Here is a 23746-nt window from a genome sequence, read left to right as displayed (position 1 = left end):
AGGCTCGTGTCTTTCCTTAACGGATATAAAAATGTGAAAATAAAAGCGATTTCTCTGGTTATCGGTTGCGCACTCTCTTTATCAACGCTAGCGGCACAGCCAAAGGTCGAACGTTACATCGTCAGTTTCCCCGAAGGAACGCGCGTGAGTTACAACGGTGCCTTCGCCAGCGCATTTCCTCAGGGTCTGCCGGTGGGTATCGGCTCTGGTTTGCTGTTTACCGGTAAGCAGGGGGATACGCTGACCTTTGTTACCGTCACCGATCGCGGACCCAATGCCGACTCGCCTGATGTGGGAAAGAAAGAGGCAAAAATTTTCGTCACGCCGGACTTCGCCCCGCTGCTGATGAATATTCAGGTGCAGAACGGCAAAGCCGAGGCCACAGATGCCCGACCGTTGCATGACGACAAGGGCAACGTTAACGGATTGCCGTTGCAGGATGGCGTCATCGGATCAACCAATGAGGTCGCGCTAAGCGATACGCTGAAAGCGCTGCAGGGCGATAACCGTGGTCTGGATACGGAAGGCATTACGCCGGATGGCAAGGGCGGATACTGGCTGTGCGATGAGTATGGTCCGTTCCTGATTAACGTAGATGAGCGCGGTAAAATCCTGGCGATTCACGGGCCGCAGGCCGCCGAAGGGGAGAAATCCATCGCGGGCGGTCTGCCGAACATACTCAAATGGCGTCAGCCAAACCGTGGCTTTGAGGGGATCACCCGCATGCCCGATGGGCGTATCATCGCCGCGGTGCAGAGCACGCTGGATATCGACGGTAAAAGTAAAAAGCAGGCGCGCTTTACCCGCCTGGTGAGTTTCGATCCGGCGACCGGGAAAACCGCAATGTATGGATATCCGATCGACAGCGAGGCTTACAGTAAAAACAGTGACGCAAAAATTGGCGATATCGTGGCGATCGACAATCAGCATATCCTGCTGATAGAGCAGGGCACCGACAAAAACGATGCGATGCGCAACCTTGTCTATAAGGTGGATCTCAGCCCCGCTACCGAGCTTTCAGCATTTGATAAGCCCGGTGAATATCCCGAGTCTGACGACGAGAAAACGCTGCTGAAACGCGGCATAAAGTTCGCTACTAAAAAGCAGGTGGTTGATTTACGTCAGCTGGGCTGGCAGCAGGAGAAAGCCGAAGGGCTGGCGCTGATCGACAATAAAACGCTGGCGGTCACTAATGACAATGACTTCGGCGTGAAAGCGGTGATGCAGAATCCGGTTGAAGGTAAGAAGCGTAAGGATTATCGGGTGACAGAGCAGGGGACGCTTACGTTGGATAACAAGCCGGTTGCCACGACCATCGGTCTGAAGCTGCTGAAGAAACCGGAGTCAGACAGTAAGTTGTGGATTATCACGCTGGCGGAATCGCTGAAATAAATGCTTTTCTGATTCGGGGCTTCACCCCTTTAGCGCAGGTGATGAGACACGGCGTAATACATTTGCTCTTGCCCGTCGCGCATTGAGCCAAAGGGGAGAATCCTGAGTGGAAAAGTACAGGCGCTACCGGCCGCCGCTTCGCATTGGCGCGCATGTAGCAAGCTGGATGTTAGCTGAAGTAAGTTGCTGACAGCAGCTATGCCGGCAGAGGTCCGAAGGCGCGATATGAATCCACCAGTGAATCGAAAAGCGAGATATCAGAGCGACTTCTGGCAATAAGCTGGGCACCGGCAATGGCCGTAAAAATTGCACGTGCTCTGGATTCACTCTCCTCTGATTCGCACACCTTTGCCGCCACCAGAAGCCTGTTCAGCCATGCAATGTTGACATCAGCAAACTTCTGAATCTCTTCGCTCATCTCAGGGGGTAAGGTATCTTTTTCCGCACCCATAAAACTGCCCAGGCAGAGACGATTGTCGGCCTCCAGCGATCTTCGAAATATTTCAGGAAAGCGATGCAGAGCATCAATCGGAGAGGGGCTTTCTGATTCGATAATTTCCAGCGCGAGCGTACCGTCCTCCCAGTATCGTCTGGCAACCGCAGTGCCCAGAGCGGCCTTGCCTGGAAAATGGTAATAAATACTCGCCGCTTTAATACCCACTTCCTGGGCGAGGTCGCGGAAATTCAGACCATTGTAACCCTGGGACTGGGCAATTTTTTTGGCCGCCAACAAAATGGCTTCCCTGGCGTTGACGCTCATCTTGATGCCTTTGGTATTGGGATAATCTCTTAAACTGGGAACGCTAATTTACAGCAAACGCTTACCGGGTGACAGGCAGATTGTCAGTAAGCGCAGTGAGTTCAATGCGTCCAGGATGCTCAGGCAGATGTCGCTCCATCAGGATTCAGCAAGCGACATCGACAGCCGACGCTTTCCGGAAAACCGTGCTCACCGGGAAAGTCAGCAGATAACGATCCCGGTGTACCAGCATTTCCAGTAAGAGCGGATTACCGGGCTGGCGAATCCAGCTCAGGAATGCCGCTATTGCCATCGGCGTAGGCTGCCTGGAAAGCGGGACGTTTAGTCCAGCGCTGCCAGTACGCATCTAAGAACTCAAAACGCTCGTCCAGTGGGGTTGCATTGACCGGGAATTTCGAGAAAGCGATCGCGGTTGCCAGCGTAATGTCTGAGAAGGTCGGAGCATCGCCGCCGAGCAGCCATTCGCGACCGTCTGACAGATGACTATTGACCAGAGCGGCATGAGACAACGCTTCCTTACGGCAGTGTTCGCCCCAGGCCTCATTTTTGGTCAGTTCCAGCTTGAAGCCGAGCCCGGTGTGCAACACGTGGAATGCGGTAACGATGCGGTACAGGATATGCACCCACACCCGGTTATCCCACATATTATCCAGACCCTGTTCCAGCGCGGTCTCCCCCATAATCCTGCGCCCCGGATATTCCTGATCAAGATAACGAACGATAGCAGCCGTTTCGGAAATATAACTACCGTCAGCCAGTTGAAGGGTAGGCGTCTCGCCCCACGGGTTCATATTCAAATGACGCCAGCCACGCTGTTCTCCTCCAGGAGACATGTCATAGATGGTCTCGGCAAACTGATCAGCGATGCCCTTTTCATGCATGAACAGACGCAAGCGCTGTGGGTTCGGAAAGGCCGAAGGCGAGGTGAAAAGCTGAAGTTTAGCGGTCATGGTCGATCCTGTGGGTTGGTGGCTGAGTTGCCTAACAATCGTTAGGTAGATAAACCTTAGCTGCAAGATCGACCCACGTCAATGTCTACCTAACATTTGTTAGGTAAATATTCTGGCAGTCCATCTGGTCGGTACAACATCTCAACGCAGGCTGAGCTGAAGGTGGGAAGAGGATGACGCAGGAGGGTTGAACGAATGCAGATGACGGGTGTGGAGCGATGCAAAAGGGTATTCAGGTGCAGTGCGATTCCCAAAAGGCTATGGAGTGGGGTGGTCGCAGTCAGGTCTGCCCATGTAGCCGACGGGTGTCGGCATCTTAATGGGTTACGAAAACAGGCGGGCGCTACGAGCGGACGCTTAATAACACATCTGTTTTCAGTAAGAACGCCGGATTACCCTGATATTTATTGTCAGTGCTATCCGGGTTTCTTTCATTCGGTTTACATTCCCAGACTGGCCAGCAGGTCGTCTACATCATCCTGACTGGCAGGGGTTTCTGATGGGGAGGCGGGTTTAGACGGCGCACTGGCCGTGCCATGTGAGCCGGTGTTATCACGGATAACCTGTATCAGCTGCTGCTCAGCCTGATTCAGCACGGCCATCATCGCCTGAACTATCTGTCCGGTGAGATCCTGGAAGCCCTGTGACATCATAATTGCGTGCAACTGCTGTTGTGTCAGACCCGTGATACGAGGGACCTCATCCAGCAAGGCCGCGGTATCCACAGCTAGTGCCTGAGCCTGTTCTTTGTCCGACGGATTCCCGGAAGCGACATCCCAGCGTTGTGTGAGCTTCTCCGCTTTTTCGCCCAGTTCGGTTTGCAGAGGCTGCGTGATCTCTACGCTGTTGATGACGCCCTCTGCGGCTTCGCGGGTCATTGTGACCACATAACCCAGCCTTTCACGGGCGTTCGGGATACTTCCCGCCACATCGGCAATGGTTTTATCAAGGCCCAGCTGTTGCAGACTGTCGCGAAGCTGCCGCAGGATGTAGCCAGCACGTGCCGTAATCTCGGTAATTTCCTGCTGCTTACTATGGGTGTCGAATGGTGACATGGATGCTGTTTCCTGCGTACGAAGTTTCGATACCTGAGGTTATCGGCAGCGTCCGGCGGTTTATTAAATTTCCTGTGATTTTTCCCTCAGAACAGACGTATCAGAATGTTAAGAAGACGCCTCGGCGCGGATGTTGTCAGGTCCGGAAAGGGAAAATGTGGCTGAATATCTGTGTTCACACCGCGGGCTGATATGCCTGGAGCATGATGCCAGCGGTTACGTTTGTTTTGATCGGGAAGCGGACTTCAGTTGTGGTTCTACAGCAGAGAACGTTACCGTCAGCAAAGTCACTTATTGAACAACAGAGGGCATGCCAGCTGCCGCCATTAATAAGGTGCTTTTGATAGCCGGTGCTCTGATTTAAAGCGGAAAGTGGCGTGTCAGGTAAATATTCATTGCTGCTGTGAACGGTATAGTATCTGTTGAGACAAACGGCGAGAGGTTGTAATCAAATGCTGACGTATATCACGATGGGTACAAATGACCTTCAGCGATCCGAGAACTTTTATGACGCTATTTTTAACGTCCTCGGCTATTCGCGACAGCCAGCCTGGACAGAGGACTGGGCAATGTGGGGAGATGACAATAATCCGGATAAGGGGTTCAGCTTTTGTATTTGCCCTCCCTTTGATGGACATACCGCGACGGCTGGAAACGGAACCATGTTCGCATTCAGTGCAGATAACGCGGAACTTGTCAGACGCTTTCATGCAGCCGGCCTTCTTGCGGGTGGAGAGAATGAAGGCGCTCCAGGCACACGAACCTTATACGGCCCCGACTTTTATGTTGCCTATCTGCGCGATCCTGACGGGCATAAGCTGGCATGCGTTTGTCGGGGTTATTCTCCTGAAGCGGATAACTACACAGTCGAAGAATAGTTACCCCATTTAATAAAATTTCACGATTTTCAGCGATGACAACTCAGCCGTGGACTCCAGCATTTACGGCGAAAAATCTCAATTAAGTTCACGGCTGGCGCAGTGCGATTCCGGCATAAAGCGGAGATACCAGCAGGGTGAAGTCTGCTGAAGGATAAAAGGGGACATGACATCCTGCAATGAACTCATTCCTTATCGTTCTGACTCAGCCTGGGCCAGACGTAAATGATGTGCTATAAAGTTTGCTTTGAGCGCGCTGTAGCGATGAGCATCGTTCCTGCTGAGTCGTGCTGCCGAGTGTTTCAGCTCAGCATACATCCCTGCGATGTGAGTGTTTTTTCGTAAGTAATCGCGGAAAACAAGATGTCTTGGTACCTGCATATCGCCACTAGCAAATGCATGCACCTGATGACTTCGCTGTTCGCCACCCTTAATGAAATATCTTCGGCCTGATATCCCATTCTCACCGCGGATAACATAACCGGCGTGGGCCATTGCACTATTGTATCTATCCAGTTCATGGATGTCGGAGACTTCCAGCAATATGTCGATAATGGGTTTTGCTGAGAGACCAGTCACGGATGTGCTGCCAATGTGATGGATATCTTTAGCCACACCACCGAGCAGTGTCTTTATCAGTAACCTTTCCGCAAACATCTCAGGCCATTTATCATCGTATGGCACAACTATAACCGTCCGCATAAACACATCTCCTCAGCCCTGAGTATGCAGCTCACCCGTGAACCTCTGTGCCTGCCGCTGGCGTTCCCTGGTGAAAAAACAGCATCCACTGGTTTTCATCTGAACAAATCCAGTAAGAGGAACGTAATGAAGGATGGCTGCCATCAGCGCAAAACGTCCGATAGTGAAGCAGCGCGCTACCGCAGCCCATCTCCGTGAGCCGGAAATCGCTGCTGAGAATAAAGGGTGCATCCTTCTCACTCAGCAGCGCCGTAATGGTCTCTGATCGGTTGACCATTACACCTGATCGGGTGATTTCCCGGAACGCAGGATGAAGAATCAGCTCAAGCCACTCCCGATCGTTTCGCCTGTCACCATGAAGGCTGCACTCAAGTAATCTGAGCTTTTCCAGGAGCATTCTGCTTATCCTCAAATGATCATGGCGGACGTCTGAATGACTACAACAGTACGCTTGCATCTTAACTGCCGATGCAGGCAATTTCTGATGTACATAGTGTCTGCAAAGAGCGAACATCGGGTACGATTATAAGCATTGTGTGAGAATTAACTGGAAGCAGATCAATCTCACCAGGTTAAGTTAAACAACATAGTAGTGGAAACCTAAACAGGATGTCATTTCATTGAATGTATGAGTCGTTTTCCGAATCTCGTCTCATAAGATATTCGTCATGAAAATACCCTTAGCGTAAAGCGCAGCAGTATCAGTGGCCCAGTTAGTGAAACCGTACGACAGATAGAGTGCATACGCGGCATGATTCGTTGTGACGACTGAAAGCTTTATAGTTCTTACTGAGCTTGCAGCTTTCTGCGCAGCCTCCATTAGCCCTGATGATAGTCCCGATCCCCTCATCCCGGCACGGACATACATCCCCCAGATAGTAGCGACATGACTCAGCTTTGGTGAGGTACTGAAGCTCAAACCAATCAGGCCCTGTATGGTGTTGTGAAGGTCAAATCCACCGAAAACATAATTGGTTCGCAATTTTTTCAGCAAAGAAAGGTGCTGGCTTCTGGCTCCAGTCTTCGTAGGACGCGCCAAAAGCGTCTGGATGAAGGAGCAATGCTTCCAGCCTTAATCTTCTGAAATCTTCTGGATCGCTCTCATTAATTCGACGCACCGTAAATGCTTTCACTTAAGGCTCTCTCCGGTCTTAAATTTTCACTTCCACTAGATAGCTCAATTTAATAAGAGTTTTGCACCATGTTTTTATAAATACCACGTCATTAATGTCCGCTAAGAGCGAGAAGCGGACTTTAGTAGCCGCGAATTAAGGGCTTTGTGAGGATGCCCGATGTACCTTTTGATGTGCCCGCCTGAGAGCATCTGTTCAGACCCGCATCAGTACACTATTTTAATGCAGCTGCTCGCGGGCTTACAGGATTTCGCGGGTACATCAGCTGAGTGGCTCATACAGAAAATAATCGAAATCAGCGTGTACGTTTTCGCCGGTAAAATCCTGACAGCAGAGCCCCACAAAGGTGCCGGTAAAACGTTCATGTCCTCTCTCTTTGTAGTATTCATCTGATAACTTGCTGTACTCGACATAATCTCCGACGCTATGCCAGTTCTGTTCATCGAGAGAATAATAAAACAAGGCGGCGTCAAGCCTGACATCAACCCTAAGATAAACAGGCTGGTCACTTTCAATGTCGATGCCCGGACCGGCAGGGTGTGAAAAAGTGTTGAGATCGTTAATCAGCAGATTAACCGTCCGCTTACCCGCCCATCAGGCGCTGGATACGGACGAGACTGTAACGCTGCTTGACGTGAGCCAGACGCTCCCGGTGTGGGGTGTGGTTGCCTATGCCCTCACCGATGTAGCCGGAGTTGGATTTAACGGACCTGCAGGAGGTTAGTAATGTTTGCGCTGGCCGATGCCAACAACTTTTACGCCTCATGTGAAACCATATTCAGGCCCGACCTTCGCGGCAAACCGATTGTCGTTGTGTCGAACAATGACGGCTGCGTTATCGCGCGATCGGCAGAAGCAAAGCGTTTAGGCGTCAAAATGGCTGCTCCGCTGTTCCAGAACGAGCGTTATTTCCGGCAGAATGGTGTGCATGTGTTCAGCTCCAATTATGAACTGTACGGCGACATGTCAGCGCGCATGATGGCCATACTGGGCGAGATGGCCGCGGGACAGGAAGTATATTCCATTGATGAGTCGTTCCTGGACGTTACCGGGATTGATAACCTCATCCCGTTTGAGGCATTCGGGCAGCAGATGCGCGAGCGCATCCGGCGTGAAACCGGGCTGATTATTGGCGTAGGGTTCGGACCAACGAAGACACTGGCCAAACTGGCTAACCATGCGGCAAAGAAGTGGACGCAGACCGGGGGCGTCGTGGATTTGTCCAGCAGAATCCGGCAGCGAAAACTACTGCACCTGACCGACGTCGGTGATATCTGGGGGATTGGCCCGCGCATTACCAAACGCATGCACCAGCTGGGGATCACAACGGCTCTGCAGCTGGCTGACAGCAACATCAGCATGATACGGAAAAATTTTGACGTTATTGTTGAGCGTACTACTCGCGAACTTAATGGTGAGTCCTGCATTGCACTGGAAGATGCCCCGCCACCAAAGCAGCACATTCTAAACTCGCGATCTTTTGGTGAAAGAGTCATAAAACTGGAAGACATGCAGCAGGCAATCGTGCTGTATGCCACACGTGCGGCGGAAAAACTTAGAGAGCAGAATTCGCGCTGCCGACATATCAGTGTTTCCATCGCCACCGCTCGTCACGGTAATGAACCGCAATATTCGAATACCGCCTCTCGCATCTGTGATTATCCGACGAACGATACCCGCGACATCATTGAATCAGCGCTAAGCGGCCTCAGCACCATCTGGCAGGCGGGTTACCGGTATGCGAAAGCTGGCGTCATGCTGGGAGATTTTTATCAGTCAGGTGTTGCGCAGTTTGACATGTTCAGTGAGCAGCAGCCGCGTGCGAACGCAGACGCGCTAATGGCAGCACTGGACGGTATTAATCGATCCGGGAAAGGAAAAGTCTTTTTCGCGGGTCAGGGTGATCGCGACAGTTCATGGCAGATGAAACGTGAAATGCTGTCACCTCGCTACACAACGAGATTAAAAGATATCCCAAAAATAAAGTAACTCAGTTTTCGCAGTCTTTGCTTAGTGCGCCCGGTCGCGCTGTTGGTCTACAATTGCCGTCGCAATTAATCCATTAAAAGGAAGAAATGATGAAAACAGGACTGATTTCACTGGGGTTACTGGCTACCCTGCTTACCGGTTGCGATGCTGGCGCGCAGAGCCTTGAGTGGTATAAGGCGCACGATAAGGAACGCAATGCAAAAGTTGAAGAGTGCAAAAAAGCGTCCGACCCACGCGGCTCCGAGGACTGCCGGAATGCGATTGATGCTTCTGTTCGCGCTGACGGCAATATTACAGAGAGTAAACCTAAAGAGTGGACTCTTGATGGTCCCAAGAGTTAGCTGAGAATGAACCGCCGCCAGGCGGTTTTTTTGTGCCCTTCCCCGGACAATCCCAGGCAACTGCCCCGCACAATTAACATTGCACTATCAGAAGGTAGCATTTAATTTTATTATCCACTGGTCCTACTATATTTGCACATAAAGAATGGCGTTCTCATGTCATATAGCTGTTATTTTCTTCTCAATCGCCGTGAAATGGCGAGCCTCAATTGCCCGGGCATTGGTACATTTCCTGCTTTCTCTGGTCAAAAAGAAGGCCGAAATAATCCAGAAAAAACAAACGTCCCCGACATAGGGCCGATTGTTCGTGGCCGCTATTTTATCGTTGAGCGGCCTACAGGTGGACGACTGGGGCCGTTCAAAGAACGGTTGTTGAAAGAAGTCTACGGAACGGATCGCTCAACGTGGTTTGGGCTCTATCGTGACGATGGAAAAATTGATGACTACACGTTTGTTCAGGGAGTTAAGCGTGGTAATTTCCGTCTGCACCCCATTGGGCCATTAGGGTTGAGTGAAGGCTGCATTACTCTTCAACACCCCATTCAGTTCAATTACATGCGCGACATGTTCCTGAAATCCGGCCCGACGTTGAACATTCCTGGTAGCCAGCTCAAAGCCTATGGAACGATAAAGGTATACTAACGATGCGCATTATTTTACTGGGTTTACTGTTTGTTATTTGTGCGATAGCAATCTCAAAGGCTATTGCTGTCATAGTGCCGGTTACATTCTTCTATGCCATCGCCGGTCTTTTCAATATCAGTGGCGATGAAGCAACCATCGACTTTGTACTTACAGCCAATATCATTCTTTCTGTCATTATGTCTTTTGTACTGGTGTGGGCGCTGAAAGGTTTGTTCAGAAAACGTTGAGCATGCCTGTATGAGTATGATTGATTAGGAAAGTGACTCTTCTAAAAATCAGATTCTCTTCCTGTACCATCTCCCTACTCGCGGAGTCACTTTTTGAAGACGTCTCAAACGTCTCCAGCCACCAATAAAAAGAACTAAACCGGTTGTGAAAATAGTTGCTGCAATGAATGGGCGTCTCAGCCCCAGTTCAATGATGGCCGGAGTACAAAACAATATGATTATGCCCGTCAGCAACGGCAATGCCGGCCTGCATCCCGTTCTCGCTGGCTCCAGTCTGTACTCAGCGTGGCAGCCCGTGCAGACGGTATAATTATCAGGTACGTGTGTACCACAAAATCCACATTTCATTTCCAGACCTGCTCCTTGTGAAAGTCCGGGCAAGGATACATCAATAAAGTATGGTACTGATAATCTCTTTAAGTAACTTCAGGCGCTATCTTCCAAAATAAACACATCATGCCTTTGGTCATCTAAGGGGCTGCTTTGTGCCAGAAGCGGACATTGCTAATCCCCTGACACACGCCAAACAGTTTGCAGTGCAGCTTATTTCTGTTCCTCATGTAAAAAGAGCATTAACTGAAAGATGACAATTAACTTCCTCATGTATATCTACATCCACACATAGTCATCAGGAAAAGGGATGAATGAAGATGCTGAGAGGTAAAAGGGCTGTTATTACCGGTGGTGGCGGGGGATTTGGCCAGGCGTTGTGCGTGTGGCTGGCACGAGAGGGCGTCGAGGTAGATTTTTGTGCACGGCGGGCTGAAGATATTCAAAAACCTGCAGCATCATAACTGCTGAAAGCGGCATTGCAAAAGGGTATATCTGTGATTTAACCCGGCCTGAATCCCTTTCTCAGTTTTCTTCACAGCTGTTAATTTCAGACAAGCCTATAGACATTTTAATCCTGAATGCTGCTCAGTGGTTGTCAGGGAGATTAGACGATCAGCCCGACACAGAAATTATCAATACCGTTAGTTCAGGTCTGACAGGTTCGATTCTACTGACTCAGGCTCTGCTGCCCGGGTTAAGACGTTCAGACAATGCTGATATCGTCTCAATTATATCTTCATGTGGGATCCCGAATTTTACGGATTCAATTGCGCATCCTGCTTTTTTCGCCAGCAAACATGGGCTTAGCGGGTTTATCACCAAACTGTCACAGCAGTTGTCCGAAGAAAACATACGTGTGACCGGGTTGTATCCACCCGATTTCGAACTTACAGGATTAGATACGCTTGTCGACAGTGAATTCAGAATGGGGGAACGTCTGATGAATGGGCGCTCAGTCTGGGAAACAATTCGTTTTGTGCTGACACAGCCACGAAGTTGTCATATAAGCAGTATCTACTTTCAAGGTCCAACTCGCGAAGACCTGGGATAAGAGTGGCTAAAAGCCAATAGAGTTAAACAAACATTCATACTTCCGCTCTTCACTCATAGCGGACCTTGGCCTGCCGTCAGTCCGCTTTGTGCCAGAACCGGACTTTGAGAAATTTCAGCTTCTCTGACTAAAGTGGAGTACTAATTTTTATTTAAAACTACTCATTACGGGAGTTAGAAAGATGGAAACTGATTGGCATAGCTCCTCACTAACACGTTCTACAATCGTTGATAAAAATTACAAAAACACACAAAACGTTCGCCGCTTTATGATCAAAGAGTGTGGAGAGAATTTCCGATTCAATCGTGAATTTATGATCTGGATAAGTAATGCTACCCCTAAGAATTTGGGTGATGTCGTGGATAAGTGGAAACGGCGGTATAAACGTTAAAATACGGATGTCAGCCTCTCACTTATAGCGAACCTTGTGCGTTCTGGCACTGGTTAGCACCCCGAATTTTATCTCGGCGAGAAAGCAGTTTCGTAAGATAGCTTAGTTTCTGTGCTAACCAGATCAGTTAAAAACAGGATTTTATGAAAAAAATAATTCTTGTCCCGTCTAATCTTGGTCTCAACCCGCTTTATGAAGGGCACATACCGGGCACATTCCGCGCGCCAGCAGTTCTCATGCACCACGGACTCGATAAAATGTTTTCCTCTTGTAACTTTGTTACTGTTCCCTGCCCTGAATACAGTTCTAAATGTGAGCCAGGTACTGATATCCTGAACGGCCACAAGCTCAGACAACTTAATCTACAATTGGCTGATGAAGTAGAGGCGGCGCATCATCGCAACTTAAAGCCCGTTGTTATCGGAGGCGACTGCGCCATACTGCCCGGAGCCTTGCTTGGCAGCAGGCGTCAGTTAGGGCAACTTGCACTTGTGCATATTGACGGCCACAGCGATTTCCGTCATCCCGGAAACTGGAAGCGAGAACCAGGAGCACGACCAGGCGCTGCGGCCGGAATGGATTTGGCACTCGTTACCGGTCGGGGAGAGCCATTACTGACTGCATGGCCCGGTATCGAAGGATCACTGATTCAGGATGACGCAGTGATTCAACTGGAAGAGCGTGAGTCGCTCCTTGAAGATTATGAATGGCCTGACATTGATGGCACTGATATCCGGCGTATAACTATTTTTGACGCGCTTAAGTTGTCTGATCATCATCTCATCAATGTGATATTCGAGCGGCTCAATCTTTTTCCTGAAATGCCTTACTGGATTCATCTTGATATGGATGTCCTGGACAGTTCTGAAATGTCTGCAGTTGATTGTCCCGGCATTACCGGTTTGTCTTCTGAAACACTTGTAAATGTCTGTCGCGAACTTTTCAAAAATATGCGCTGCTGTGGCATTACAGTGACCATTTATGATCCTGATTTAGATCATGAAGGGACAGCAGCAAAGCTCATTTTGGACATGCTCAGAAGCATAACTAACGATATCTGACCCACTTACAATCAATGCGGTTACTACGTCCGCTTCTCGCTCATAGCGGACCTTAGCCTGCCGTCAGTTCGCTGTGTGCCATGAACAGACCCTCCGTTATCGCCCGCCCCGTGTGTGGTGTAAGGCGGCACAAAGCCCGTGAACCTCAATTGCGGCCTGAATTTTATTGCTATTCACTGGCAAAATTTGACAGTGCAAGAGAAAGTGAACCCGGTTGTTCCCATGACATGCAATGCCCACAATCATCAAGGATTACCGTTGAAACCCCTGACTTGTCTAAGTAATCGACATCGTCGTCTGGTAACGACCATGCACCGAAGATAAGTTGTTTGCGCACTGGTAATTTAATAAATCGCTCAAGCCAGTCACCGCCTGCTATCAGACTGGCAGCACCTCGCCAAACCGCCCAAGGTGCATTAACTGCGAGGCTTCCCGCCCAGGGGCCTGATTCGTTTTCAATCATGTGTTGCCAGTGTCTGTTTATGAACTCCTCTTCACTGTGGCTGCATATCTGCCGACTGAAAAAACCACCCCCGGGTCTGAAATTAGGTTCAGATACCACAAGTCCCTCCATGCGGTCTGTGATTAAGTCTGCCGCTTCAATACTGATACTTCCCCCCATACTGTGTCCGTAAATAAAACATTTATTCAGCCCTAAATGCCGTACTAACTCCGCCACCACACTAGCCTGGTCAGTGATTGAATAGCTGTAATCACGGGGCTTTCCACTGTAGCCACAACCAGGCAAATCTATAAGAATCGCACGTCTTTTATTAAAAAGAGGGTCGGTGACGATACGCGGATACTCGTACGAAGAAGCGCATCCTAGTCCGTGCACAAATATCAGGGGTGTTCCGCTGCCAGGTAGATCCTGCCAGCGGACGAGACAGTTTGCAGTGGAGGAAAAGAAAGATTCCATAGAGTTATCAATACTGATTGAGTATAAAAACATCAGTATCTTTGCATTGAAGCCCGCAGACAAGGCTCAGATGCATAGGTTTCAATTATTCAATAACTATTGATGGCCGTGCTTTGACCTGCTCCCTGTTAACGAATACACGGCTATGGAAGTAAAATCTCTAAGTGTAATAACAACTACAGATGTCCGCTTTTCGCTCTTAGCGGACTTTTTGCACTTCAGCCGCCCGGCGGGCGGCTCTCAGTTTTAACTCATTTCTCAGAATAAAATTGCCAGTCCGCGGCTGTCGCAAGCGTCACAAACGGGCCTGCCAGGGTGGCGTTGTGATGGTTGATGATTTCGTTAGCTGCCAAATAGCCGTTATCCATTGTGGTGTGCGCATCTGAAATCAGTACGGTCCTGAACCCCAGCTCAGGCGCTGCACGACAGGTAGTGTCCACACAGAATTCTGTTTTCATCCCGGCGATAACAAGTTGTTTTATTCCGCGCTTGCCGAGCTGCAGCTGAAGGCACGTATCCCGGAAACAATTGGGAAATTTTTTGATGAAAACGATATCGAACTCGGCATTTACCCTCATTTCGGGTATCAGTTGTGTTAAGGGACTTTGCTCAGAGAAGGGGGAATCGTCAGGTCCGTTGTGGCGGGCAAAAAATACCGGCACCTGCGCCTGCCTGGCTTTTTGTATAAGCAGGCAAATGTTTGACAAAACTGAGTCTGCGGAATGGGGCAAAGAGGGACCTCGGAATAACCCCTGCTGCATATCGATAACTAAAAGTGCATTTTCAGATGAAATCATGATGTCTCTCAATTCAGTAAGTCATGAACGGAGAGATTTTCTTCCCCGTCCGGTTGGGCGGGGAGTCAGAATCTGTTTTGTCAGAAGTCAGTCACAGATGCGCACACGCCGCCGAAGGTTTCGGTGGTGGTAGCGGTTGTCACTGGCTTAGCTAACTTAATCATTTTCAGACGTGCTCTGTTGAGTTGATAATTAGTAAATACTAAACATCTTTGAACATGCTCTTCATCTTGTAACATCGGAAATCAGGGATTTCAACGGATATGTTTCCTGATTGATGACCTCCCCTGTTGGCATATCACGAACTCACAAAAGACAATACTGGCTTCCGCTATTCGCTCGAAGCAGACCTTCCGCTCAGTCAGATTGTCCACTTTGTGCCAGAAGCGGACGTCCAAGTCGCAATCCATGCATTCCCATGGTTGGTTACTTAATGAAACAGATGACGAATAGTGTTTTGTTTACGTAAGGTAAAAGCTGATTCCGCAGCTAAATAAAGGAAGTAAGCATGGGAAGATTTCAGGGTAAACGTATACTGATCACGGGCGGCACCAGTGGCATCGGGCTGGCAGGGGCTCAGCGTATTGTTACAGAAGGTGGCAACGTAGCCATTACAGGGCTTAATGAAGAAAGGCTTGAACGTGCACGCAGCTTGCTTCCTGCGACATCACTTATTTTAAAAAGCGATGCCGCAAGCGAAGCTGACATAAACGTACTGGGTGAAGCTATCAGAGGCTGGGGGTCACTTGATGGATTATGGCTTAATGCCGGCTTTGCAGAGGTAGGCTCTCCGGAGTCTGTAACGGCAGATTCTTTCAATGATATGATGAATGCTAATGTGCGCGGTCCGATGCTACAGCTGGCAGCTCTCTCCAAATCACTTAATTCAGGCGCGTCCGTTCTGGTGACGTCATCCTCATCTGTATATGAAGGAGCGGCGATGACAAGCCTGTATGCAGCGACGAAAGGCGCCGTTATCGCTATGGTCAAAAGCTGGGCATCTGAGTTTGCTGAACGCGGTATCCGCGCCAACACTTTGGTACCAGGTCCGATTGAAACTAACTTCAGGCACTTTATGCCAGAAGAGTCTCGTCAGCAGTTTGAAGATTTTGTGGTAAGCCAGGTTCCTTTGGGTCGTGCAGGAACAGCAGAAGAGGCCGCTGCAGTTGCACTTTTCCTTCTGTCCGATGAAGCATCCTATGTTACCGGCAGCCAGTATGCTGTAGATGGCGGTCTGGCACATTACTGACCGCTTCCCAAAGTCACGAAATTAACTGAAATTAATCGAATATCGTCCGCTGCTCGCTCTTAGCGGACGCTCATCACCTGCAACCAATGCGCGCCTTTGAAACACCCTTCCTGATTGACATCAAATACCACTGCTCACCCGTTCCCCGCCGTGAGCGGGACATTCGGTCTGCTCTTCATGTGCGTGCGCTTTCCGATAGCAGGGCATATCTCACAGGTGCAATTGTGGACAAAAAAATTTCAGCACCAGAGAAAACAGCTTCCATTAAGCGAGCTTATGATCTGCACCTCTGATCAAAACCAAGCTCATAACAAACAGTGTTAGAACAAAAGGGATGAACATGGCGGGATCACCATAAACTGCAGCCGCCAAAGCTGCTCCGGCAGATAATGCAATACTTGAGACACCATCCAGCAATGCAATTTTATTGTCATTTTCGGCAGATGCAATTACGGTATCTATCCCCGCGCCGTAAAACATTTCTAATAGCGTAACGCCAACTACAATCAGCAGCAGTCCGGACAGTTCTGTAAACTGCAGAAACCAAGGTATAAACAATAAAATACAGAATGCCGTCGAAAAAAGAAGAGCATTAATCACACCAAGTTTTTCTGTGAAATACTTATAAACGGGGATTTGACCAAGAATAATGACGCTGGTATTGAATAACATGATGGGCCCAACTAACTCTTTTTTTCCAGACTGGACCAGTTCCAGAGGAACGATTGTCTCAAAAGTGTAATACAGCATGGCAAACACAATGCTAAGGGTTGCTACTACGGCAGACTCCCTGCTAAGCACTCCGGCCAGATGCGGTAATCCAAAAGATTTCCCTGGAGACCTTTTGCACCGGGCTAGGCCAGCGGCCATCAACACACCAACGGTGTAAAGTACGATCAGAATAAGCAGAGCAGGGCGAAACGGAATATGGAAAAAGACCAAGGCACTGATAACCAGTGGCGATACTGCAGCACCAACGTTACTGAGCGTCATTCGGGCTGAAAAACTTTCACTGATATTATCAGAAGTTGCCCGAACATAAATCTTAGAGGCCGTAGAGAAAAATGATGACGCCAGGCCATTCGCCAGCATCACAGCCATACAGATGATAAATCCCTGCCCGGTAAATAGAACTGCTAATGATATAAGTTTAAAAAACAAGGAAAAAAATATTGTATTCTTAACGTCGAGGCGATTAGCAAGAGGAATAATAAGAAAATACGAAAGTGAAAATGACCAAAATTTCATTGTGCCTAGGTACAGAATATCTTTTGCACTTAGGCTATTGCCTGCCAGATAGAGCAGAGCTAGGGGCATCAGAAGTGTAGAACCAATAGAGTTAAACAAAAAGCACAAATTGATATTACGACTTTTACGTTCAAAAAGATGTCGGTAAACTTTCATTTCTAAAGCTCCATTAAAACAAACAGCACCGTCACGGTGCTGTTTGTTTTAGTTCAGTTTCCAGAGCTTGCAGATATCTTCATAGATAGTCTGCCCGGCTTCGGTAAATCGTCCGTGCTCTTTTACTATTTCATATGTATCATTTAGTTTTTTAAACGCGACCGAGAATCTTTCCTTACATTCTTCGACATATTCACTGGTTCCACGCTTAATTATCCTATCAAAAACATAGCAGATTCGCGAAAGAACGAATAATGCATGAAATATTCCGATCATTGGTCTGTTATCCACGCGTAAGGGTGCAACAAACGTATCGTTTGGATTGTTGATAACCAGTTCATCGAATGAATTTATAATATTGAGTGCAGTGTGCCCACACTCGTGGGCGAGAATATCAATATAGTAAGGCACGGTATGTTCTTCATGAACATACGTAAACATCATTCCCCACATATAAAAGTTAGTTCCGGAACGCATGAAACGAGAACCGTCACTGGTTTCACGAGTGAGATGTACTGAATGTATAAACGTGTTTATCTCTTCATAGGCATCAGGAACATTTTCTTTAATTACATCAAGAGCTTGAACAACCTTTCCTGCTTCGATTGCAGCAAGGTTTTTGTCATCACAAAAACCGAAACCAAGTTCTTTATCATCATGGATGATCTTTAATATCATTTCCTTGTCAAAAGATTTATCACTTGATGTTAGTGGTGAGACAACAATGCCTTCTGGAACAGGAATTGACTCTATAAATTTTAAATATTTTATTGCTGAATCATGATCCTCGGACTCAGCCGACTTAGCGGCAAGATAGTGTGCTGCACACATTTGCCATGAAAGAGGCGGGGACTTTTTAACACCGTCCAGTTCATAGAAATCTATGAGATAGTCGACAGATTCGTGCAGGCTTTCAGTGAAAAACTTTCTGGCAGCTTTGTGATCATAATCTGGGGAAGCGATATTCAACATAATAATCTCCACAAAAAAATCACGCTCCAGTGAGCGTGATTTTCCAAATCTACTTGTCAGTAATTACTTGCTGAATGACCAGCCAGACAGTGGAGATTTGATTTTCAGCAGTTTTGATGATTCAACTTTTTTCATTTCACTTTCCTTTTAAAATTAAAGTTAACATTCTAAAAACATTCTGTCCCGGAACAATTAACAATTAACAAAAAGTATCTTACCGCTACAATACTCTCTTTGAAAAAAAGCTAAAAATTCTGCTTTAAAACACTCGCGCCATTTTTAATTCTATAAGCAAGATCCTATCAAGAACTTTATTAGCTTAATTTTTCACCAGGGGGAATGGATAGGATAGTTTTCCTAATGTTTTTTCACGAAGCCCTGTTTCACCTGCATCTGAAAGATACGATATACGGTCATTTTGTGACCGCCTGTTGTCTGTGCGCGGATACTGCTGCTGCTGCGGTTTTATCCACAGAGTTACTGACCGGATATGCACCAGGGCTGTGGACAGAATGAAATAAGATACCCTCTTAACTTGCAAGCGGAGAGCAGGATTAAAAAGGCCATTTTCGAGGGACAGGGAAAAGTGAAGGTCTGCTTTGAGCGAAAAGCGGACGTCAAAATCATGGAGATGGAGATGTTATGCCACATTAGACCTAACATCCCTGTTGCGCAGTGCTTCGACTGGCAACATAGCAAGGCGTCACTTACTATCTTAAATCTATGGATATGAACCTTTTTGGCTTTATGCCAGCGCTTCTCCCTGTAGCACTGTCACCGGGAGCAAGCTTCACTCTTGTTATGAGCAGTGCTATTGCTGGCGGTCGTAAGGGACTGCTCAGAACTCTTGCCGGGACAGCTTTGGGCATATACACCCATGCCGTTCTTATCGGGCTTGGTATAACCGCAGTGATCATATCCTCTCCGGCAACGTTTGCTGTGTTGAAAATTTCAGGGACCGTTTATCTTCTCTGGTTAGGAACAATGCTCATTCGCAGCGGTATAAGGGCAGGCCATCGAGACCTTACTGATACAAAGCATTCGGTAACGCTGAGAGAGGCGTGGATAGCTAACGTCTTAAACCCCAAGGCCATCATTTTTTACCTGACAGTTGTTTCACAGTTCGCAGGAAAAGAGGCGGGCATCAGCAACTATCTGACGCTGGCATCAGTACATATAGCGGTCATGTGCGTGTGGCTTTTAGTTGTCAGTCGAACGCTGGTCTTTTCAGTAAAAAAAACCGATCCCTTATTGCTTAAAAAATACGTCAATATTGCTGGCGGGATACTGCTTATTGCCTTTTCCGTACACGCTTTTGTCCATTAATAAAGCGGCTCACTGCCTCGTTTTAACATAAGAGTTCTTGCCCCCTCTGAAAGGTCCTCAGCACGATTCTGGCTTATGCGGGCCTGATCACTGTCCAAAACACTGAAAACGCCCCTGATGATTTGTGCACGGCCGCATGGCTATGCACTAAAGGTGAATGATGGCCGGTCAAGACCTTGTATAAGGGTCAATACGATCTGTATGTGGCGTTACCAGTAAATGACATACTTTTCACATAAAATTACAGTACAGCGTGGCAGGTAATAGAATCCTCAAAAAGTCTCCACTTATAGTTAGTATGTTGTGATGACAGTTCAAATTTCTCTGAGAAAATCACATGATAAATCGTCGTCGGTTTATTGCATTGTCGGCATCAGCTTTGATGGCCATTCGGACCGGAAACGCTTTGGCCAAAAATCCCCTTGCTCCGGGAGCATTTCCATCAGGGGAGACACTTTCCGGTAACTGGGACGATATGGGACTATGGCAGAGAGTCCCCCCCGGGGGGGGAGGACCAGCCGGAAATGAGCTGCTTTCTGCCACAGGAGGCGTAAGCAATGTCGTCCGTCCTTCGTTGCGTGTATTCCGGCCAGAGCATCCGTCAGGGAAGGCCGTTCTGATAGCCGCAGGGGGCGGTTATAAACGCATCGAAATGGGAAAGGAAGCCTGGCCTGCTGCCCGGTGGCTGACGCGGCTGGGTTATACCGCTTATGTACTGACTTATCGTTTGCCTGCAGAAGGCTGGCATGACGGCAGTATGGTCGCCCTGCAGGATGCCCAGCGGGCGTTACGGATTGTTCGCAGTCGCGAAAAAAACGTCAGCGTTCTGGGTTTTTCAGCAGGCGGGCACCTGATGGGTATGGCGACGACCCGGATAGATGTCAGATCGTATCCGGAACAGGATGAACTCGACAGGACTCGCGCTTATGCAGACCGTGCAGCACTGATTTATCCAATTATAACTCTTGAGAGACCCTATACCCATACTTCAACGCATAATGTACTGGTGGGGCCACATGCGAGCGAGAAGGAAAATGCTAAGTGGTCCGTACAGAATTTTGTCACTCCACACCCCCCCCCGGTATTCCTGATTCAGGCTGAAGATGATCCCATATCTGATCCACATAACACGCTGATCATGGCGACAGCATGCCAACATGAACATGTGCCCGTGGAGATGTACAGATACGCATCAGGAGGACATGGTTTCGGCATGGGCAGACCCGGAACCCCCACGGTAGAATGGCCGGCGCATTACAGGAGGTGGCTTGGTGAAGTTTAAAAAGCGCTTTGCAAATTCCTTTTTCTGATAAGAGGGGCATGACTTCCCGATTTGCTGTCAAATGCCAAGTAAATGTGGGGCATCAATACGGTCTGTATGTGGCGCTTACCCTCAGTCAATGGTTGCACGACCTTACCTGCACCGTGCTGCCATAGCAGTCGGGCGTAAAGTGGAGCAGGAAGGGGCGACACCGGAAGCCGCATGCGCCGCCGAAGCGGACTGAATGTCCCGCGCACGGCGGGGAACGGGTGAGCAGTTGTGTTTGAGGTCAACCTAAGAGGGTGTTTTGAAGGCGTATAGTGGTTGCAGGTGATGAACGTCCGCTGTGAGCGAACAGCAGACGTTTTTTCCGGCGTAATAGTCTTTCGGGATGAAATGTCTGATTTGGGGTTATATCTGTGATTGCCATAATCGCACTAATCTACGGCATGAAGAAGGGTTCAGGAAGAGTAAAACCGGGCTGGTCAGCATTCTGAGCAGCCCGCTAAAACTATTTCAGATGCTCGCGAAGCAGACTACCCGCCTGAGTCAGTGAGGCCTGAACTTCAGGAACTTCGGCGAGAGCATTCAGCAGTCCGTAATCATGTATCATGCCGTTATAACGCACCTGAACCACGTCCACGCCGGCTGCGTTAAGCTTACGGGCGTAAGCTTCCCCTTCATCCCGCAGCACATCGTTCTCTGCCGTCTGTACAAGCGCTGGCGGGAGACCTTTCAGCTGGGTTTCTGAAGCACGGAGCGGTGAAGCGTATATTTCATTACGCTGCGCATCGCTGGTTGTGTAATTATCCCAGAACCATTTCATCATATTCCGGGTCAGGAAGCGCTTTGTCGCATATTTTTCGTAGGAGGCTGTGTCAAATTTTGCATCGGTTACCGGCCAGAGCATCACCTGGTAACGCAGGTCAGATCCGTGTTTTTCTTTTGCCATCAGGCTTACCACTGCCGCCATGTTTCCGCCAACGCTGTTTCCCGCGACCGCGAGGCGCTTACCGTCGACACTGATTTCATCGCCATGTTCAGCGACCCACTTCGTGGCACCGTAGGCCTGGTTTATGGCAACCGGATAGTGTGCTTCCGGACTGGGGGTATAGTTTACAAAGACGGCCACCGCACCGGACGCAAGGACCAGGTCCCGGACCATGCGCTGATGCGTCGGGAAATCTCCCAGAACCCATCCTCCTCCGTGGAAAAACATAAAGGCCGGCAGCTTTCCTGAGGCATTTTCAGGCCTGACGATGGTCAGTTCTACGGGCTTACCATCGACCTGAATGGTTTTGTTTGAGGTTGTCACGCCGGAGAGGTCAACTTTCACTGAAGACTGTGCACCGGACAGAACCTTGCGGGCTTCCTCCGGCGAAAGTTTCTCAATGGGTTTTCCATTACCGCTGTTCAGCTGGTCAACGAAAGACTGCGTGTGATGCTCCAGATGAACATCGTTTGAGGCCGCGCCGGCCGCACTCATAGCCAGAAAAATACTGCTGCTAATCAGGGCAGAGGTCACTTTATTCATGACATATCCTTAACAATTAACTGTATCAGGTCAGTGAAAAACCATCCGTACGAATCCAGATGATGAAACCTGATTATAGTTTAAATGCCAGATACACCCTGAATTTAAGGTTTTTTTTGTTGAAGGCATGAAAATATGGAAAGGATGAACGTCACAGATTAAATGAAAATATTTTATATATTTTGGATTGCGAAGCCAAATTTTAGTCAGACCTGAAACTGAAGAATCGCTTGCGTCCAGCTTCAGGGCAGCCACTGCAGTGCCGGGCTGTCAACGTCCGCTTCTGGCACAAAGCGTACATACGTGCTGCAAGGTCCGCTGTGAGCGAAAAGCGGAACTCTGTATTTACCCTCACCACGGGCTTGTTACAAAGCTGCACCAGGGTTGATTAACCAGGAGCAGGACATTGGATAGACATCTCAGACGCCAAATAGAATGAAAGCCCGTCGCTATAAAAGGTGACGGGCTTGATTAATAGTAGATATTATTTTTGGGGCTTAAATCAAAACGCCGCCGTCAATGATGATTTCTGAACCCACAGTCCAGGCAGACTCATCAGAGGCGAAGTAAAGCGCTGCTTGCGCTACTTCCTGAGGCTTACCAAAACGACCTGCAGGAATGGTTGCAACGATATCTTTCATTACCTGATCATGATATTTGACCGGTATCCCCGCCTTATCGTAAAGCGGTGTGTCAACAGGGCCAGGGCTCACTGCGTTGATACGGACCCCACGGGAAAGCAGCTCATTAGAAAGTGTTTTCGACATGTTCAGTAATGCTGCTTTCGTTGAGCCATACACAGAAGAATTAACGGGGCCTGTGTGAGCATTTACTGATGTATTAAAGACCACCGATGCAGAGCTGGCGAAGACGGGCAGCAGAGCCTGCATCAGGAAGTAAGGGCCTTTGACGTTGATATCATAAATGCGGTCAAACAGCTCCTCTGTCCATAGTTCAATTGGCATATACATCGATATGCCTGCATTCAGGAAAGCGATATCAAGCTCACCAAAGTGTTCCTTTACCGCCTGAGCCAGCGCTTTTTGTGCGGTTACATCAGCGGAATCAGCGCTTACTACTAACACTTCATTACCCAGTTCTGCTTTTGTCTTTGCAATTGAATCCGGGTTTACCCCGGTAACAATAACGCGGGCACCTTCTGCAATAAACAGCTTCGCTGTTTCAAGACCAATACCACTAGTTCCGCCTGTGATCAGTGCGCGCTTACCCTGTAATCTGGACATCTTAAAATCTCCTGCTGGATTTAACGACGGATCAGAGAATGACCGACAGGGAGAAAATATATGCTCATGCAAACTGAGTGATAAGATTGTATATTTGAATATATTTCATGCTTTAAAAGCATAGATGGACAA

General features: G+C 48.5%; 25 protein-coding genes and 1 pseudogene. 12 read left to right on the top strand and 14 right to left on the bottom strand.

The features are described from left to right. Positions 1-33 precede the first annotated feature (33 nt). The gene (locus BY447_RS20600) at positions 34-1392 is read left to right on the top strand and encodes an esterase-like activity of phytase family protein (RefSeq protein ID WP_110332065.1); all 1359 of its coding nucleotides are present in this window, start codon (positions 34-36) and stop codon (positions 1390-1392) included. Positions 1393-1588: 196 nt separating this feature from the next. On the opposite strand, the gene BY447_RS20595 is transcribed toward BY447_RS20600, so the two are convergent. The 3 genes from BY447_RS20595 to BY447_RS20585 all read right to left on the bottom strand — a co-directional run bounded on the left by BY447_RS20595 (position 1589) and on the right by BY447_RS20585 (position 4157). Further along, complete coding sequence (locus tag BY447_RS20595) at positions 1589-2152, bottom strand: TetR/AcrR family transcriptional regulator (RefSeq protein WP_033784917.1); 564 nt, start codon at positions 2150-2152, stop codon at positions 1589-1591. 248 nt (positions 2153-2400) lie between these two features. Then, positions 2401-3102 (bottom strand): glutathione S-transferase family protein, encoded by a 702-nt coding sequence (locus tag BY447_RS20590; RefSeq protein WP_033784918.1) that lies wholly within the window; start codon positions 3100-3102, stop codon positions 2401-2403. A gap of 440 nt (positions 3103-3542) precedes the next feature. Next, the gene (locus tag BY447_RS20585; RefSeq protein WP_110332064.1) at positions 3543-4157 is read right to left on the bottom strand and encodes a protein phosphatase CheZ; all 615 of its coding nucleotides are present in this window, start codon (positions 4155-4157) and stop codon (positions 3543-3545) included. Between the two features lie 452 nt (positions 4158-4609). Here BY447_RS20585 and BY447_RS20580 point away from each other — a divergent pair, with 452 nt between their 5' ends. Further along, entirely contained in the window at positions 4610-5035 is a 426-nt protein-coding gene (locus tag BY447_RS20580) for a VOC family protein (protein WP_110332063.1), read from the top strand. A gap of 192 nt (positions 5036-5227) precedes the next feature. Here the strand turns inward: BY447_RS20580 and BY447_RS20575 are convergent, their stop codons facing one another. From BY447_RS20575 to BY447_RS20560, 5 genes are all read right to left on the bottom strand, one after another. Continuing rightward, positions 5228-5737, bottom strand: a complete 510-nt coding sequence (locus tag BY447_RS20575; RefSeq protein ID WP_110332062.1) for a GrpB family protein — start codon at positions 5735-5737, stop codon at positions 5228-5230. Between the two features lie 31 nt (positions 5738-5768). After that, entirely contained in the window at positions 5769-6014 is a 246-nt protein-coding gene (locus tag BY447_RS20570; RefSeq protein ID WP_323859518.1) for a hypothetical protein, read from the bottom strand. A 375-nt stretch (positions 6015-6389) separates the two neighbouring features. Beyond that, positions 6390-6719, bottom strand: coding sequence for a GNAT family N-acetyltransferase (locus tag BY447_RS23670; RefSeq protein WP_416376696.1), 330 nt, complete (start codon positions 6717-6719; stop codon positions 6390-6392). Beyond that, entirely contained in the window at positions 6688-6870 is a 183-nt protein-coding gene (locus tag BY447_RS23425; protein ID WP_199226969.1) for a hypothetical protein, read from the bottom strand. The genes BY447_RS23670 and BY447_RS23425 overlap by 32 nt, the downstream gene beginning before the upstream one ends. 261 nt (positions 6871-7131) lie before the next feature. Then, positions 7132-7434, bottom strand: coding sequence for a hypothetical protein (locus BY447_RS20560; protein ID WP_323859537.1), 303 nt, complete (start codon positions 7432-7434; stop codon positions 7132-7134). Between the two features lie 162 nt (positions 7435-7596). On the opposite strand from BY447_RS20560, the gene umuC reads away from it, so the two are divergent. The 7 genes and pseudogenes from umuC to BY447_RS20520 all read left to right on the top strand — a co-directional run bounded on the left by umuC (position 7597) and on the right by BY447_RS20520 (position 12908). Next, complete coding sequence (gene umuC, locus BY447_RS20550; RefSeq protein ID WP_110332060.1) at positions 7597-8859, top strand: translesion error-prone DNA polymerase V subunit UmuC; 1263 nt, start codon at positions 7597-7599, stop codon at positions 8857-8859. Positions 8860-8945: 86 nt separating this feature from the next. Beyond that, positions 8946-9200 carry an EexN family lipoprotein gene (locus tag BY447_RS20545; RefSeq protein WP_146211008.1) on the top strand — a complete coding sequence of 85 codons (255 nt, stop codon included), beginning with the start codon at positions 8946-8948 and terminating at the stop codon, positions 9198-9200. Between the two features lie 156 nt (positions 9201-9356). Further along, positions 9357-9842: a DUF2778 domain-containing protein gene (locus BY447_RS20540; RefSeq protein WP_110332058.1), complete on the top strand. Its 486-nt coding sequence runs from the start codon at positions 9357-9359 to the stop codon at positions 9840-9842. Between the two features lie 2 nt (positions 9843-9844). Next, complete coding sequence (locus tag BY447_RS20535; protein WP_110332057.1) at positions 9845-10072, top strand: hypothetical protein; 228 nt, start codon at positions 9845-9847, stop codon at positions 10070-10072. A 650-nt stretch (positions 10073-10722) separates the two neighbouring features. Beyond that, positions 10723-11456 (top strand): annotated as a pseudogene (locus tag BY447_RS20530) (SDR family oxidoreductase). 181 nt (positions 11457-11637) lie between these two features. Next, positions 11638-11847, top strand: a complete 210-nt coding sequence (locus BY447_RS23545; RefSeq protein ID WP_110332056.1) for a DUF6434 domain-containing protein — start codon at positions 11638-11640, stop codon at positions 11845-11847. A 143-nt stretch (positions 11848-11990) separates the two neighbouring features. Beyond that, positions 11991-12908 carry an arginase family protein gene (locus BY447_RS20520; protein ID WP_110332055.1) on the top strand — a complete coding sequence of 306 codons (918 nt, stop codon included), beginning with the start codon at positions 11991-11993 and terminating at the stop codon, positions 12906-12908. A gap of 169 nt (positions 12909-13077) precedes the next feature. On the opposite strand, the gene BY447_RS20515 is transcribed toward BY447_RS20520, so the two are convergent. Beyond that, entirely contained in the window at positions 13078-13827 is a 750-nt protein-coding gene (locus BY447_RS20515) for an alpha/beta fold hydrolase (protein WP_110332285.1), read from the bottom strand. Between the two features lie 251 nt (positions 13828-14078). Beyond that, positions 14079-14624, bottom strand: coding sequence for a cysteine hydrolase family protein (locus BY447_RS20510; RefSeq protein ID WP_110332054.1), 546 nt, complete (start codon positions 14622-14624; stop codon positions 14079-14081). A 508-nt stretch (positions 14625-15132) separates the two neighbouring features. Here BY447_RS20510 and BY447_RS20505 point away from each other — a divergent pair. Beyond that, complete coding sequence (locus tag BY447_RS20505) at positions 15133-15873, top strand: SDR family oxidoreductase (RefSeq protein WP_110332053.1); 741 nt, start codon at positions 15133-15135, stop codon at positions 15871-15873. 264 nt (positions 15874-16137) lie between these two features. On the opposite strand, the gene BY447_RS20500 is transcribed toward BY447_RS20505, so the two are convergent. Further along, on the bottom strand, positions 16138-17277 hold the full coding sequence (locus BY447_RS20500) for an MFS transporter (RefSeq protein ID WP_110332052.1): 1140 nt from the start codon (positions 17275-17277) through the stop codon (positions 16138-16140). Positions 17278-17325: 48 nt separating this feature from the next. Beyond that, positions 17326-18249 (bottom strand): aKG-HExxH-type peptide beta-hydroxylase, encoded by a 924-nt coding sequence (locus tag BY447_RS20495; protein WP_110332051.1) that lies wholly within the window; start codon positions 18247-18249, stop codon positions 17326-17328. 723 nt (positions 18250-18972) lie between these two features. Between BY447_RS20495 and BY447_RS20485 the strand changes: the two genes are divergently transcribed. Both BY447_RS20485 and BY447_RS20480 read left to right on the top strand, forming a co-directional pair. Next, positions 18973-19575 carry a LysE family translocator gene (locus tag BY447_RS20485; RefSeq protein WP_110332049.1) on the top strand — a complete coding sequence of 201 codons (603 nt, stop codon included), beginning with the start codon at positions 18973-18975 and terminating at the stop codon, positions 19573-19575. A 340-nt stretch (positions 19576-19915) separates the two neighbouring features. Continuing rightward, positions 19916-20857: an alpha/beta hydrolase gene (locus tag BY447_RS20480; RefSeq protein ID WP_323859536.1), complete on the top strand. Its 942-nt coding sequence runs from the start codon at positions 19916-19918 to the stop codon at positions 20855-20857. A 490-nt stretch (positions 20858-21347) separates the two neighbouring features. Here BY447_RS20480 and BY447_RS20475 read toward each other — a convergent pair whose 3' ends face one another. After that, a complete protein-coding gene (locus tag BY447_RS20475) occupies positions 21348-22322 on the bottom strand; it encodes an alpha/beta hydrolase (RefSeq protein ID WP_199226963.1) in 975 nt (324 codons plus the stop codon). Positions 22323-22867: 545 nt separating this feature from the next. Further along, positions 22868-23614 carry an SDR family oxidoreductase gene (locus BY447_RS20470; protein ID WP_110332046.1) on the bottom strand — a complete coding sequence of 249 codons (747 nt, stop codon included), beginning with the start codon at positions 23612-23614 and terminating at the stop codon, positions 22868-22870. Positions 23615-23746: the final 132 nt, after the last annotated feature.

It is taken from the genome of Pantoea sp. JKS000250 (assembly GCF_003201065.1).
Lineage (GTDB): Bacteria > Pseudomonadota > Gammaproteobacteria > Enterobacterales > Enterobacteriaceae > Pantoea > Pantoea vagans.
Note: the sequence above shows the minus strand (reverse complement) of the source record. Positions and strands in the feature narration are given on the sequence as shown.